This window comes from Clostridium sp. CM027 (assembly GCF_024730565.1).
Taxonomy (GTDB): domain Bacteria; phylum Bacillota; class Clostridia; order Clostridiales; family Clostridiaceae; genus Clostridium_AD; species Clostridium_AD estertheticum_B.
The window spans coordinates 2,674,137-2,690,615 of sequence record NZ_CP077725.1 but is presented as its reverse complement, the minus strand read 5'-3'; the positions used below and the strand labels follow the sequence as shown (position 1 = coordinate 2,690,615).

Genomic DNA, 16,479 nt, shown 5'->3' with positions numbered 1-16,479 from the left:
TTAAATAGTAAAATAGTAGAAGTCGTCACATGATGACAAAATAAATTGGTCTTTGAAAATTAAACAGAGAAATAGGTAAAGATAGCGAAATAATATTTCGTTAAACCAGTTAATTACTTTAGTATAAAGTAAAATTTAGTCGTAAGACTAAAAGTATGTAATGAGCTTGCGTAACAACTTAACAGTTGTCGCAGATTAATCATTTCAACTAAAAAAGTGTAAACTTTTAAATTGAGAGTTTGATCCTGGCTCAGGACGAACGCTGGCGGCGTGCCTAACACATGCAAGTCGAGCGATGAAACCTTTCGGGGTGGATTAGCGGCGGACGGGTGAGTAACACGTGGGTAACCTGCCTCAAAGAGGGGAATAGCCTCCCGAAAGGGAGATTAATACCGCATAATATGTTTTGGTCGCATGATCGAAACATCAAAGGATTTTTCTTCGGAAAATTCCACTTTGAGATGGACCCGCGGCGCATTAGCTAGTTGGTGAGGTAACGGCTCACCAAGGCGACGATGCGTAGCCGACCTGAGAGGGTGATCGGCCACATTGGAACTGAGACACGGTCCAGACTCCTACGGGAGGCAGCAGTGGGGAATATTGCGCAATGGGGGAAACCCTGACGCAGCAACGCCGCGTGAATGATGAAGGCCTTCGGGTTGTAAAGTTCTGTCTTCTGGGACGATAATGACGGTACCAGAGGAGGAAGCCACGGCTAACTACGTGCCAGCAGCCGCGGTAATACGTAGGTGGCAAGCGTTGTCCGGATTTACTGGGCGTAAAGGATGCGTAGGCGGACATTTAAGTCAGATGTGAAATACCCGAGCTTAACTTGGGTGCTGCATTTGAAACTGGGTGTCTAGAGTGCAGGAGAGGTAAGTGGAATTCCTAGTGTAGCGGTGAAATGCGTAGAGATTAGGAAGAACACCAGTGGCGAAGGCGACTTACTGGACTGTAACTGACGCTGAGGCATGAAAGCGTGGGGAGCAAACAGGATTAGATACCCTGGTAGTCCACGCCGTAAACGATGAATACTAGGTGTCGGGGGTCGAACCTCGGTGCCGCCGTTAACACATTAAGTATTCCGCCTGGGGAGTACGATCGCAAGATTAAAACTCAAAGGAATTGACGGGGGCCCGCACAAGCAGCGGAGCATGTGGTTTAATTCGAAGCAACGCGAAGAACCTTACCTAGACTTGACATCCCCTGCATAACCCAGAGATGGGCGAAGTCCTTCGGGACAGGGTGACAGGTGGTGCATGGTTGTCGTCAGCTCGTGTCGTGAGATGTTGGGTTAAGTCCCGCAACGAGCGCAACCCTTATCATTAGTTGCTACCATTAAGTTGAGCACTCTAGTGAGACTGCCCGGGTTAACCGGGAGGAAGGTGGGGATGACGTCAAATCATCATGCCCCTTATGTCTAGGGCTACACACGTGCTACAATGGTGAGTACAAAGAGATGCAAGACCGCAAGGTGGAGCCAAACTCAAAAACTCATCCCAGTTCGGATTGTAGGCTGCAACTCGCCTACATGAAGCCGGAGTTGCTAGTAATCGCGAATCAGCATGTCGCGGTGAATACGTTCCCGGGCCTTGTACACACCGCCCGTCACACCATGAGAGTTGGTAACACCCGAAGTCCGTGAGGTAACCGTAAGGAGCCAGCGGCCGAAGGTGGGATTGATGATTGGGGTGAAGTCGTAACAAGGTAGCCGTAGGAGAACCTGCGGCTGGATCACCTCCTTTCTAGGGAGTAGATGTATTGACTTCGGTCGATGCAATAGAAGAATATTAATTTGTTCTTCAAAAATATCTATTGTAATTAATCGTACCTAGTTCTCTGTTTAATTTTGAGAGACTAATTTTATCTAACTCTTAGGAGTTAGATAATGAATAGTTTTTCTTAAAATGTTCTTTGAAAATTGCACAGTGAAAAAAGTTGTTTTAAAAAAATTAAAACTACGCAAGTAGTTTATAAATTAATTTAATACAATTTCGCAAAATTAATATAACCGTCTATGTAAATAGACAGAATCAAGGTCAAGCTACAAAGGGCGCATGGCGAATGCCTTGGCACTAGGAGCCGAAGAAGGACGCGTTAAGCTGCGATAAGCTTTGGGTAGGCGCAAATAGCCTGTGATCCAAAGATTTCCGAATGGGGGAACCCACATAGTAACAACTATGTACTGCATACTGAATAAATAGGTATGCAGAGGTAGACCCGGGGAACTGAAACATCTAAGTACCCGGAGGAAGAGAAAGAAACATCGATTTCCTAAGTAGCGGCGAGCGAAAGGGAAAGAGCCCAAACCCAGGTCTTTGATCTGGGGGTTGAGGATAGATCATAAATACTGCAATTCCTTAATTGAAGATAGCTGGAAAGCTGCTCCGCAGAAGGTAATAGGCCTGTAAATGAAAAGGAAAAACAGTCAGATCTAATCCAGAGTACCACGAGACACGTGAAACCTTGTGGGAAGCTGGGAGGACCACCTCCCAAGGCTAAATACTACCTAGTGACCGATAGTGAAGAAGTACCGTGAGGGAAAGGTGAAAAGAACCCCGGAAGGGGAGTGAAATAGAACCTGAAACCGTGTGCCTACAACCGGTCGAAGCACTTTATATGTGTGACGGCGTGCTTTTTGTAGAACGAGCCAACGAGTTACGATATGTAGCAAGGTTAAGTACTTAAGGTACGGAGCCGAAGGGAAACCAAGTCTGAATAGGGCGCATAGTTGCATGTCGTAGACCCGAAACCGGGTGACCTATCCATGGCCAGGATGAAGCGGAAGTAAAATTCCGTGGAGGTCCGAACCACGTTGGTGTTGAAAAACCATGGGATGAGCTGTGGATAGCGGAGAAATTCCAATCGAACTCGGAGATAGCTGGTTCTCCTCGAAATAGCTTTAGGGCTAGCGTCGATTAATTGAGTAATGGAGGTAGAGCACTGAATGGGCTAGGGGCTGACAACAGTTACTGAACCCTATCAAACTCCGAATGCCATATACTTTTATTTCGGCAGTCAGACTGCGAATGATAAGATCCGTAGTCAAAAGGGAAACAGCCCAGACCATCAGCTAAGGTCCCAAAGTGTAAGTTAAGTGGAAAAGGATGTGGGATTTCTAAGACAACTAGGATGTTGGCTCAGAAGCAGCCACTCATTTAAAGAGTGCGTAATAGCTCACTAGTCAAGAGATCCTGCGCCGAAGATGTCCGGGGCTAAAACTTACCACCGAAGCTATGGGTGTACACAATTGTGTACGCGGTAGAGGAGCTTTCTGTACTGGCTGAAGTCATACCGTAAGGAGTGGTGGACGGTACAGAAGTGAGAATGTTGGCATGAGTAGCGAGAGTTAAGTGAGAATCTTAACGGTCGAAAACCTAAGGTTTCCTGAGGAAGGCTCGTCCTCTCAGGGTTAGTCGGGACCTAAGCCGAGGCCGAAAGGCGTAGGTGATGGACAATCGGTTGATATTCCGATACCACCAATGGACGTTATTAGAAATGGGATGACGCAGGAGGATAAGATGTGCACACTATTGGATGTGTGTCTAAGCATTTAGGCGGAGCAAGCAGGCAAATCCGTTTGCTCTTAACGCTGAGATGTGATGGGGAAGGGAATTTATTCCCGAAGTATCTGATTCCACGCTGCCAAGAAAAGTCTCTATCGAGGATATTGGTGCCCGTACCGCAAACCGACACAGGTAGGTGAGGAGAGAATCCTAAGACCATCGGAAGAATTGTTGTTAAGGAACTCGGCAAATTGACCCCGTAACTTCGGGAGAAGGGGTGCCTACGTAAGTAGGTCGCAGAGAATAGGCCCAAGCAACTGTTTAGCAAAAACACAGGTCTCTGCTAAAGCGAAAGCTGATGTATAGGGGCTGACGCCTGCCCGGTGCTGGAAGGTTAAGGGGATTACTTAGCGCAAGCGAAGGTATGAACTTAAGCCCCAGTAAACGGCGGCCGTAACTATAACGGTCCTAAGGTAGCGAAATTCCTTGTCGGGTAAGTTCCGACCCGCACGAATGGCGTAATGATTTGGGCACTGTCTCAACAACACATCCGGCGAAATTGTAGTGCAAGTGAAGATGCTTGCTACCCGCGATTGGACGGAAAGACCCCGTAGAGCTTTACTGTAGCTTAGCATTGAATTTCGGTATTGTCTGTACAGGATAGGTGGGAGACTGAGAAACATGGGCGTCAGCCTGTGTGGAGTCATCCTTGGGATACCACCCTGACAGTACTGAGGTTCTAACTGGAGGCCATGAATCTGGTCACAGGACATTGTTAGGTGGGCAGTTTGACTGGGGCGGTCGCCTCCAAAAAAGTAACGGAGGCGCCCAAAGGTTCCCTCAGCGCGGTTGGAAATCGCGCGAAGAGTGCAAAGGCAGAAGGGAGCCTGACTGCGACACTTACAAGTGGAGCAGGGACGAAAGTCGGGCTTAGTGATCCGGTGGTACCTCGTGGGAGGGCCATCGCTCAACGGATAAAAGCTACCTCGGGGATAACAGGCTGATCTCCCCCAAGAGTCCACATCGACGGGGAGGTTTGGCACCTCGATGTCGGCTCGTCGCATCCTGGGGCTGAAGTAGGTCCCAAGGGTTGGGCTGTTCGCCCATTAAAGCGGCACGCGAGCTGGGTTCAGAACGTCGTGAGACAGTTCGGTCCCTATCCGTCGCGGGCGTAGGAAATTTGAAGGGAGCTGTCCTTAGTACGAGAGGACCGGGATGGACAAACCTCTGGTGCACCAGTTGTCACGCCAGTGGCATCGCTGGGTAGCTATGTTTGGAAGGGATAAACGCTGAAAGCATCTAAGCGTGAAGCCCACCCTGAGATGAGATTTCCCATAACTCGCACGTAAGTGCGGTGTTAGTAAGACTCCTGGAAGACCACCAGGTTGATAGGTTAGAGGTGTAAGCATGGTAACATGTTCAGCTGACTAATACTAATAAGTCGAGGGCTTGACCTAAATATATAATTAAAAGTAATGCGATATACTTCTTTCGCAGAAATTATTTCTTTCGTAAGAAAGAAACTAAGCTTCTGACAAAGGAAGAAGATTAATTCACTGTGCAATTTTGAGAGAATATCTCATAAAGTATATTGACAAGTTAACAATAGCTTGGTATACTTTAATTGTAAGGTTAATGCCTTATAAATCTGGTGATTATGGCATGAAGGTAACACCCGTTCCCATACCGAACACGAAGGTTAAGCTTCAATGCGCCGATGGTACTGCAGGGGTGACCTTGTGGAAGAGTAGGTTGTCGCCAGGTCAATACATGGATCTTTAGCTCAGCTGGTTAGAGCTACCGGCTCATAACCGGTCGGTCCGGGGTTCGAGTCCCTGAAGGTCCACCATATGTGGGGATATAGCTCAGCTGGGAGAGCACCTGCCTTGCACGCAGGGGGTCAAGGGTTCGATTCCCTTTATCTCCACCAAAAAACAGTCCAAATATGGGCTGTTTTTTATTTCGTTAAAAATTAGTCCTTAACGACATTTCAAAAGGAAATGATTTAATTATAGATTTATTAGGTAAGATGTATTACAATATAAAAGCAATAATATGAAATATGAAAGGAACTTTATGATGTCACTATATAGAGTAAAGCAGTTTTACAGGTCAATGGTTTCGAAGATTAATGATGAAGATTTAGAGTTTCTTAAAATGCATTTAGAAACTTATGAATTACAATTATTAAACCAATTACCTACTTATGAGCAAAAACACTGTATAAATGTAGCTAAGGATGTAAAATTAACTTGTAATCAAAGAAAGTTAGAATCAAATGATTTGATAAAGGTTGCATTGCTTCATGATATAGGTAAAATATATAATAGTATGAATCCAATAGATAAAGCTATAATGGTTATAATTCACAAGGTGACAAATGGAAAAATTAGAACATATAAGAAAAATAAAAATGTTAATATTTATTATAATCATGGAGATATAGGATATAGTTTATTAAGGAAGTATGGTTACAACGATAGAATTTTATTTTTAGTGAAAAATCATCATAATAATAATATAACAGGTGATATAGAATTAGATTTATTAAAAGAATGTGATGATAGAAATTAAGAAACTAATATATAGTTTCTTTTTTTGATTTATCACAGTAAAAGTATATATTAGATAAATATACTTATAAAAAAGGATGCTTTTAATTTAAAATCATTTATATGTTATAAAGTATTTCTAATAATACATAAAGAGTGATAGAATATAATTAAATACAAATATTGGGAGGAAAGAATGGATTCAAAGGAAAGAAGAGGATATATTAAAAACAAATTATTTAAAGACAATATTACATGTAAAGGTAACTTTTTAGCAGAGAAACTAGGGGTTACAAGACAAGTTATAGTAAAAGATATTGCAATTATAAGGGCAGAAGGTGTAAATATAATTGCGACTTCAGAAGGTTATTTAATACCTAAAGAAGAAAGTAATTATGTAAGGCGGGTAATTGCAGTTTCACACACAAGAGACGATATATATAATGAGCTTGAATGCATTGTAAAATTTGGGGGTATAGTAGAGGATGTAACAGTAGAACACTCTTTATACGGTGAAATAAGAGCAATGCTCATGATAAAGACAATTATGGATATTGAGAAATTCACAAGAAAGTTTAAAGAATTTAGTGCCAAGCCATTATCCTCGTTAACTAAAGGAATACACTTACATACTATAAAAGCGGATAATGAAGAGATTATAGAGTGTATTATAAAAGAATTAAAAAATAAGAATTACTTAATTTGTGAGTAATTTAATTATTAAAGGAGAAAGTATTATGGAAAATGTTGCACTTTTAAAATGTACGGAATATGATGTCGATTTAGTAGAAAAAAAGTTGCGAGAGGGATTTGAATTATTGGGTGGACACCAATTTTTGAAACAATTAATACCAAAAAACAGTAAAGTACTTTTAAAGCCTAATATGTTAAGTGTTGAGAGTAAAGGATCGCCAGTAGTAACTCATTATGCTGTTTTTGAAGCAGTAATTAGAGTTATTAGGGAATATTCTAGTTACATTAGCTTTGGTGATTCGCCTGGCTTCGGAGATTCAAGAAAAGCAGCAGAAAAATCTGGTCTTATGGAGGTTGCTGATAAATACGGAGTTACTTTTGAGGATTTTAAAGAGTCAGTACATATTAAATTAGATAATTCTATTTTATGTAAATCTTGGAATATCTCTAAAGCTGCTTATGAGGCAGACGTTGTTATATCACTGCCAAAACTTAAAACACATGCTATGGCCTATTATACAGGAGCTGTAAAAAATCAATTTGGTTGTATACCAGGAGCGCAAAAAGCAACTTGGCATACAAGAATGCCTGATGCAAATAATTTTTGCAAGATGCTTTTGGATTTGAATACGGCCGTTGGGACTAATTTTGCTATTTTAGACGGTATAATTGCTATGGAAGGTAATGGACCTAAAAGTGGACAGCCATATAAAATGAATACTTTAATTATGGGACAGAGCTTAACAGCTGTGGATTCCACTGCCGTTAGACTTATAGGTTACGATGATCCTTTGGATACACCTGTTTTAAAAGAAGCATATGATAGCAAATGGGGAGTAGTACTTTCAAAGGATATAAACATACTTGGTGAAGACTTAGAATCTATGAAAGCAAAAGATTTTAAACTATGTAGGAAGGGAGGTAACTTTTATTTTATAAACCCAGGGGTAACTAATTTTCTAAGAGAAATGATAGCACCAAACCCAACCCTAATTAAAGAAAAATGCATAGGGTGTGGAAGGTGTGCTGAGGTATGTCCAGAGAAGCCTGCGGCGATTGAGATGGTACTAAAAGGAGACATATTAAATCCTAAATGGAATATGCATGAATGTATTAGATGTTTTTGTTGTCAGGAATTATGCCCAGTTGGTGCAATTGAAACAAAATATTCAAAGTTAGCTAAATTACTAAAATTAGATAAGAGGTGATTTTTTACGAAAAGAAAAAAGACCGTAGCTATCATTATAGCAATAATAGTAATACTTTTAGCTTTCTTAGGTAACATAATTAATTTTGCTATAAACATACAGTGGTTTAAGGAAGTAGGATATTTATCAGTATATTTTACTAAATTAACATCAATTTTAAAGTTAATGATACCAGTATTTATGGTGAGTTATATTGCAATATGGATGTATTATAAAACATTTAAAAGTAGTATTTTAAGATGGAAAAAGGTTGTTGAAGTGAATAAAAATAAAGAAAGATTAAAACGCAAAATTATTATATTTATAAATGTTATAATCTCTTTTATAGTTTCGATTACCTTTGCTTCTAACTATTGGTATACAATACTGCAGTTCGCGAATGCTACAAGTTTTAATACTGTAGACCCATTATTTAAAAAAGATATTTCATTTTTTATATTCAAACTTCCATTAATTGAATCACTATATCGAATGTTCATAACTTTGCTAGTAGTATTAGTAATTATTACTATAGTAATATACATTACATTAACTGCTAAGGATCATATATTACATTCCAATAAAGAAAATATATTTTCTAAACTTAAAAACTTTAAGAGTGGAATAACTAAATTTGCAGGAAGGCAGCTTTCCATAGTGTCTTCACTAATATTTATGCTGGTAGCTCTTGGATACTTAGTAAAAGCTTGGAATCTAGTATACTCGCCAAGAGGAATAGTATTTGGAGCAGGATATACAGATATACATGTAACCTTAAGGTTTTACCAAACAATAGCGGTGGTATCTTTAATTGCAGCCATAATTACATTTATAAGTATACTAAAATATAAAACAAAGCCTGTGATTATATCTGTTATTGTGGTTGTTGCATTAATTTTTGGGGAACATATAACAGCAAATCTAGTTCAAAAGTTTCAAGTTCAATCGAATGAAAAAACTTTAGAAAAACCATATATTCAATATAATATAGACAATACGAGAAAAGCTTTTAATTTAGCCACCATAGGAGAAGTTCCATTTGAAATAAAAAATGATTTAACGAAAGAGGATATTAATTTTAATAAAGATACTATTGATAATATAAAAATAAACTCTTTTAAACCAGCATTAGAATTTTATAATCAATTTCAATATATGAGGTTTTATTATGGATTTAATGATTTAGATATTGATAGATATAATATAAATGGGAAATACAATCAAGTATTTATTGCACCAAGAGAAATTGAGTTAGAGTCATTAAAAGACAATTCAAATACTTGGCAAAATAGACATCTAGTTTATACTCATGGATACGGTGTGGCTATGAGTAAGGTAAACTCTGTAACAAGTGAAGGTCAGCCGGATTTTGTGATTAATAATATACCTTTAGAAAATAAAACAAGTATAAAAACAGATAATCCTAGAATATATTTTGGTGAAAGTACCAATGATTATAGTATAGTCAATACAAAAATTGGAGAGTTAGATTATCCTAAGGGTGGAGAAAACCAAATTAATAACTATGATGGAAAGGCTGGAATAAAGATGAGCGTCGCAAATAGAATTTTATTTGCAATAAATAAAAAAAGTACTCAGTTTTTATTATCCAACGATATAACTTCTAATAGTAAAATATTAATTGATAGAAATATAGTTCAAAGAGTAAAAAAAATTGCTCCATTTTTAACATATGATAGTGATCCATACATTGTAATTAACGAAGGAAGATTATACTGGATTATAGATGCATATACAACCTCCGATAGATATCCGTTTTCACAGCCACAAAATGGTGTGAATTATATGAGGAATTCAATTAAAGTTGTCATTGACGCAGTAGATGGAATACCTGAATTTTATATAGTTGATAAAAAGGATCCTATAGCAAATAATTATTCAAAGATATTTACAAAACTATTTAAGGATTCAGAGACAGTTCCTAGTGGTATAAAAGAACATCTTAGATATCCAGAAGTCTTATTTAATTTACAATGTAATGTACTTGGTAAATACCACATAACTGATCCTGGAGTATTTTATAACGGAGATGATGTGTGGTCTATAGCAACTAACAAAGAGAAGGTTGAGGGTAAAAATGAAAAAAACAAAGCTTCTTATGTAATAATGAAACTACCGAATGAAAGCACAGAAGAAATGATCTTACTTGAATACTTCAACACTAAAGGGCGAGATAACATGGTATCGTTATTGGCAGCAAGGATGGATGGGGACAATTATGGGAAAATGGTTTTATATAAATTCCCACCGAAGCAAACAGTATATAGCCCTGTACTATTTAAACAAAAGATGAATCAGGACACTATAATATCAAAAGAATTATCACTTTGGAATACACAAGGTTCACAAGTCCAATTTGGAGAAACATTAATTATACCAATTAAAAATTCTTTGATTTATGTAGAGCCTATGTATTTGAGAGCTAAAGGCGAGAAAAGCATACCAGAGATGAAAAAGGTTATAGTGTCTTATGGTGATAAAATAGTTTTAGCTGATAATATAGAGTTAGCGCTTGAACAAATATTTGATTATACAGACAAAAATAATATATCCCAAACTAAAGAAAAATCAAATTTAGATGAAAAATCATTGGAAAATATAAAAATTGCTAAAGAAATTTATAACAAGGCGTTGGAAGCTCAAAAAAATGGTAAGTGGGCTGAATATGGGATATTTATAAAACAATTAGGTGATACATTAAATAAAATAAGTGAGTAAAATATATTTAAATATAGTTAACATAATCAATCATATTAAAACCTCCTCAGTTTTAAATAGGATTATGTTACATTGTATTATCATGGAATGTTATCTTAGGACATATATTGTTGTATGTCCTTACTTTTATAGTATAATTTGTTTTGCGTTATGTAAAAATATATAGAGTGAGATAAATATTGTATAAAACAAAGGAATTTGAAATAAAATGTCGAATAAGTTTATATATATAAGAGTGTAAGGGGTATGGGGGTTATGTTATGAAATATACAAATAATAATTTGTATAAGGCTGGTAAAAATTCATTGTGTATAGGTACAGATTCTTTAAATATTAATAATTTACCTAAAGTAATAATAAAAAATATTTCAGATGCTCTTATAAACGGAGAAAAAATAATATTTTTTACAGATGATATATTCTATAAAAATATTGAAAAAAACTTTGATGGTGATGAAGACTTCATAAGGCATAATATAAATGAAGGTATCTTTAAAATAAAAACGTATAATATTGATACTTTTGATTATGACTATAGAGAGTTTTTAGATATTATTTTTGTTGTTAGACAAAAATTGAGAATAGTATGGGATTTTAAAAATGTAATTAGAAGAGTTGGAAAAGTAGATGTTTTAATTAAATGTGTTCAAAAAATAATAGAGTGTTCAAAAGATAATATTTCTAATATGATATACATTAACAATAATGTATATAACTTCAATGAATTGCATAGATTTAGCAATTTATTTCAAACATTAATTATTATAGATAGAAATAAAGAAATGGAATTTAAAAATAAGGGTGAAATAGAAAAAGCAATTTGGATGCTTCAGTCTAATTCACAACTAAAATATCAGAATAAAAATTTAGTTTTATTTAATGATATTTTTTCAGATATACCCCAAAATACAGATGAAAATGAATTCAGAGAAATCGTAATGAATAAAATTAAGGCTGTATGTGATGTAGATTTTTGTATTTTACATAGTTCAGTTAAAGAGCAAAAAAATGCGATAGAATTGGGTAATTATTATGGGATCACTAAAAAACATAAATACTATTTGATTAAGGATATAAAAACGATCCATTATATTAATAGCTTCAATGAAATGGTATTAAATAGTAATGGAGATTCATTATTAAATTTAAGTGAAATAGAGGACTCAGAATTAGTAGAAAAATTCAAGTTATTAGGCATAGTAAGCTATATGGCTATTAATGTAGAATATTATGATAGTTCTAAGGGTGTAATATGTATAGGAAGATATAAAAATAATAGAGAGCTATCTAAAAATAACATAGAACATTTAAAATCAATATGTAAAACTGCATTTTATTTAATACAGGATCAAAAAAGATTTTCTGATATGCGAAATAGACTAATACAAAACGAAAAACTGAGAGCTATGGGAGAAATGGCTGCGGGAATAACTCATGATATAAATAATATACTTACACCAATTGTAGGCTCTGTTCAACTTTTAAAGGATAAAACTAAGGAAAAAGAAAATTTGAAGTTGATTAGCATTATAGAAATATGTGCGTATGATGGAATCAATATTACTAATAAGGTTAAAAAATTAACCCAAAAATGTAATGGAAAAGATAATGATTTTGAAATTTTTAGTGTAGATAATGTAATTTCAGATGCAATAGATTTAACTAAAAGTAAATGGCTAACAGGAAGTAGTTTTAAAGGAATAAAAATAAGCATAATTAAATCATTAAAATCTAATGAGGAGATGCAAGGAAATATAACAGAAATAAGAGAGGTATTTATAAATATAATAGTAAATGCTATAGATGCTATGCCAAAAGGTGGTAAAATAGAATTCATTACTAAAAATAAAGCTAATATGGCTATTATAGAAATAAGAGATAGTGGAATGGGAATGAAAAAAGAGATTCAAAAAAGAATATTTGAACCGTTTTTTACAACAAAAGGTAATGATGGCTCAGGGCTTGGATTAAGTATCTCTTATAATATAATACTTTCACATAAAGGGAGCATGGAAATTGAAAGCAAACAAAATGTAGGAACTTCTTTTATTATTAAATTACCCCTATGTGAAAAAATAACTAAAAGTGATGACGTAGGATTAAGGGATGTAATTGATTTTGAAGGCAACATTCTTGTTATCGATGATCAGGAGCAAATAAGAAATGTTGTTGCTAGTATGATAAAATCAATTGTTAAATGTAAAACAAAGGCTTGTGGATGTGAAAATTTAGACTCAGAGTTACAAAGGAGAAAATATGATATAATTGTATGTGATTTTACCATGCCGAGTATTAATGGGTTTCAAGTTGCTGAAAAAGTTAAAAAAATAAACAATCAGACATATTTTTGCTTAATGACAGGTTGGGTGGGATCTTTTGAAGGTCAAGATATGAATAATGTTGATTTCATTTTAAATAAACCTATAAATAAAGAAAGTTTAAAAAAAATGCTTTCTTGTTATAGTATAAGAGATTGAATATCCATCAAATGACAATTACGTCTAAAATACGGGCGAAAAGAAGAATGGATGACTGTTCTTCTTTTTTAGTGAAATTAGGAAAAAATTTAACATATTGAGTCACATGTTTAAAAAAGGATATAATAATAATGTAAATTAAAACAGTTTTGTTTTATGCTGGAGGGTTACGATGGACTATGATGTACTTATTTTGGGCGGAGGAATAATTGGATGTGCAGTTGCTTATGAGATCTCAAAATATAATCTTAATATAGCTGTTATTGAAAAAGACTATGATATAGCGGATGATGTAGCATTAATAAACACTGCTATGATATATAATGGTATTGAAAGTGAAGATGTTTTAACTGCAAAGCTTGAACGTATGGGTAATAAAATGATGGATACTATAAGTGCTAAATTTAATGTTCCCTTTAAAAGGTGCGGTTCCTTAATAATTGCTCAAACTGATGAAGAGGTTGAAATAATCAAAAAAATATATAATAGAGCAATAGAGCGAGGCACGAAGGACGTATTTATTTTAGAACCAGAATACATATATGAAATGGAACAAAACTTAAATATAGATGTTAAAAAAGCGTTATATTCTAAAAATACGGGGGTAATTTGTCCATTTGATTTAGCATTATCTTATGGCGAAGTGGCATTTGATAATGGTGTAAAATTTAAATTAGAAGAAGAAGTAATAGATATTCAAGAAATATCAAAAGGATTTAGAGTTGTTACTAATAAAAATAAATTCACTTGCAAAATGGTAATAAATACAACACCTTCAGAAAATTACAGTATAGTAAATGAAAAAAAACTTCATGTAAATAATAATGAAGGAATATCAAAGTATATACTTTTAGACAATGATAAAAAAGCAAGATTTTCGCATGCATTATTTATGATTAATGTTAAAGGGGAAAGTATGTATACAATTCCAACTATGGAGGGCGATACTGTAGCTGCTTTTGATACAAAAAAGAATGTCAGTTATGATGAAATAGTAAATAGGGTATCCAAGATAACAAATGGTCTAGACGATATGGATGTTAAAATGTTTTTAGAATGGCCCTTTTTCGAAGAGCCTATGATAATTGATGATAGCGGTATAGATGATGGACTTATTCAGATTAAAGGAAAGCACTACGGTCAAGTTACTATGACACCTGCTATAGCAAGCATTGTATGTGAGAGTGTAGTGAGCAAGATGGAATGCAAGCTCAAAAAAGATTTCAATGATAAAAGGCGTGAGTACTATAAGTTTAGAGAATTGTGTGACGAGGAAAGAAAAAGTATTATTAAGATAGATAAAAAATATGGTAATATAATATGCGGATGTGAAAAAGTAACTGAAGGTGAAATAGTGGATGCTATAAGGAGACCTTTAGGTGCACGGACGGTAGAAGGAGTTAAAAGAAGAACCGGTGCTGCATTTGGAAATTGTCAAGGATCACATTGTTTAAACAAGATTGTTTCTATTTTAGCAAGAGAAACCAATAAGAAAATGACAGAGATAGTTAAGGACTCAAAAAATTCTAATATTGTGTTATATAGAATAAAAGAATTTGATAGTATGTAGGAGATGATTTTATTTGAGCGAAAAAACTGATTGCAAATTTAATGAAACTAAAGCAATATTAACAACTTTAGTTAGAATAAAAGGATCTAAATTACGAAATGTAGTTCCAGTAAAAAGTAGTAAACCTATTAGTAAGAAGTTATGGATCGAATGCTCAAAAGCATTAAGCAGGATACATGTAGGTCCTCCTATAAAAATAGGGGATATAGTATGTAAAAACGTACTTAATACTGGAGTTGATATTATTTGCACAAAAAATATTGAAAGAAATACTTAATTAAAATTTTACAAGAATAAATAATTAATAATATTTAAGGAGGAATAGTCATGTTAGATTTGAAAAGAATAAGAAATAATCCAGAAGAAATAAAAAAATTAATGAAAAATAGAGGGGAAAATTTTGATTTATCAGTAATTGATGAAGTGGTATCTCTTGATAAAGCAAGAAGGGATATATTAGTTGAGGTTGAAGAATTAAAAAATAATAGGAACACTCAATCTGCGCTTATACCAAAGCTTAAGAAAAGTGGAGAAAATGTAGAAGAAATTATGTCCCAAATGAAAAAACTTTCAGATGAAATTAAAAATTTTGATATTGAGCTATATGAAGTAAATGAAAAAATTAAAAATATTATGTTAAGTATCCCAAACATACCGAGTGTAAATGTGCCAGAAGGGGATACCGAGGAAGATAATGTTGAAGTGAAAAAATGGGGAGAGCCTAAACATTTCAGCTATGCAGCTAAAGCGCATTGGGATTTGGGAACAGACAATGATATTTTAGATTTTGAAAGAGGCGCAAAGATTACGGGTTCAAGATTTACAGTATATAAAGGCCTCGGAGCAAGGCTTGAAAGAGCACTAATAAGTTATTTTTTAGATCTTCATGTGGATAACAATGGGTATACAGAAATACTGCCTCCATATATGGTTAATAGACAAAGTATGATCGGTACGGGTCAATTACCTAAGTTTGAAGAAGATGCTTTTAAAGTGGCTAATACAGACTATTTCTTAATACCGACAGCAGAGGTACCTGTTACAAATATTTATAGAGATGAGATATTAAGTGGTCAAGATCTTCCTATAAAGCATGTTGCGTATAGTGCTTGTTTTAGACAAGAAGCAGGTTCAGCAGGAAGGGATAGTAGAGGACTTATAAGGCAACATCAATTTAATAAAGTAGAACTTCTTAAATTCACAAAGCCTGAGGATTCATATGCAGAGCTTGAAAAGTTACTTATGGATGCAGAGTCAGTATTACAAGGACTTGAATTACCTTATAGAATAGTTAAGATATGTAAAGGCGATTTAGGATTTACAGCATCATTTAAATATGATATCGAGGTTTGGATGCCAAGCTACAACAAGTATGTTGAAATATCAAGCTGTAGTAATTTCGAGGATTTCCAAGCAAGGCGTGCCAACATTAAGTATAAAGATGATAAAAAGGATAAAGCTAATTATATTCATACACTAAATGGATCAGGGGTAGCTATTGGAAGAGCATTAGCTGCAGTACTTGAAAACTACCAGAATGAAGATGGATCAGTAACTATTCCAAATGTTTTAGTGAAGTATATGGGACAAAAAACATTAATTTCAAAATAAGTATTTAAATTATTAATTTATATCATAATAATAAATGAGCAACTTAAGTATTTAATATTAAGTTGTTTATTTATTATAGTATATGAAATTGAAGTTTATGGCATGAAATATAAATGTGTTGACAGGTGATGTTTATGCTGATAT

General features: G+C 34.7%; 6 protein-coding genes, 2 tRNA genes, 3 rRNA genes and 2 pseudogenes. All 13 read left to right on the top strand.

The window, feature by feature from the left end; translation table 11 throughout:
- The first annotated feature begins 227 nt into the window (after positions 1–227).
- The 13 genes and pseudogenes from KTC92_RS12665 (at position 228) to serS (ending at position 16,335) form a co-directional block, all read left to right on the top strand.
- Positions 228–1,745, top strand: a 16S ribosomal RNA gene (locus KTC92_RS12665).
- A 292-nt stretch (positions 1,746–2,037) separates the two neighbouring features.
- A 23S ribosomal RNA gene (locus tag KTC92_RS12660) occupies positions 2,038–4,963 on the top strand.
- 190 nt (positions 4,964–5,153) lie between these two features.
- Positions 5,154–5,270: ribosomal RNA gene (gene rrf / locus KTC92_RS12655) — 5S ribosomal RNA — on the top strand.
- The 16S, 23S and 5S rRNA genes sit together here with 2 tRNA genes alongside, the layout of an rRNA operon.
- Positions 5,271–5,278: 8 nt before the next feature.
- A tRNA-Ile gene (locus tag KTC92_RS12650) sits at positions 5,279–5,355 on the top strand.
- Between the two features lie 5 nt (positions 5,356–5,360).
- Positions 5,361–5,436 (top strand) — tRNA-Ala (locus tag KTC92_RS12645).
- 125 nt (positions 5,437–5,561) lie between these two features.
- Positions 5,562–6,080, top strand: coding sequence for an HDIG domain-containing metalloprotein (locus tag KTC92_RS12640; protein ID WP_258280599.1), 519 nt, complete (start codon positions 5,562–5,564; stop codon positions 6,078–6,080).
- Positions 6,081–6,254: 174 nt separating this feature from the next.
- Positions 6,255–6,770 (top strand): transcription repressor NadR, encoded by a 516-nt coding sequence (locus KTC92_RS12635; RefSeq protein ID WP_216304407.1) that lies wholly within the window; start codon positions 6,255–6,257, stop codon positions 6,768–6,770.
- A 25-nt stretch (positions 6,771–6,795) separates the two neighbouring features.
- Positions 6,796–7,959: a DUF362 domain-containing protein gene (locus tag KTC92_RS12630; protein ID WP_220287568.1), complete on the top strand. Its 1,164-nt coding sequence runs from the start codon at positions 6,796–6,798 to the stop codon at positions 7,957–7,959.
- Between the two features lie 9 nt (positions 7,960–7,968).
- Positions 7,969–10,677: pseudogene (locus tag KTC92_RS12625) on the top strand (UPF0182 family protein); the annotation flags it as partial.
- Positions 10,678–10,937: 260 nt separating this feature from the next.
- Positions 10,938–13,154: a hybrid sensor histidine kinase/response regulator gene (locus KTC92_RS12620; RefSeq protein WP_216304408.1), complete on the top strand. Its 2,217-nt coding sequence runs from the start codon at positions 10,938–10,940 to the stop codon at positions 13,152–13,154.
- Between the two features lie 172 nt (positions 13,155–13,326).
- Positions 13,327–14,724, top strand: coding sequence for an NAD(P)/FAD-dependent oxidoreductase (locus tag KTC92_RS12615; RefSeq protein WP_220287566.1), 1,398 nt, complete (start codon positions 13,327–13,329; stop codon positions 14,722–14,724).
- 40 nt (positions 14,725–14,764) lie between these two features.
- A pseudogene (locus tag KTC92_RS12610) lies at positions 14,765–15,001 on the top strand (DUF1667 domain-containing protein); the annotation flags it as partial.
- Between the two features lie 50 nt (positions 15,002–15,051).
- Positions 15,052–16,335 carry a serine--tRNA ligase gene (gene serS / locus KTC92_RS12605; RefSeq protein WP_216304411.1) on the top strand — a complete coding sequence of 428 codons (1,284 nt, stop codon included), beginning with the start codon at positions 15,052–15,054 and terminating at the stop codon, positions 16,333–16,335.
- The last annotated feature ends 144 nt before the right edge of the window (positions 16,336–16,479 follow it).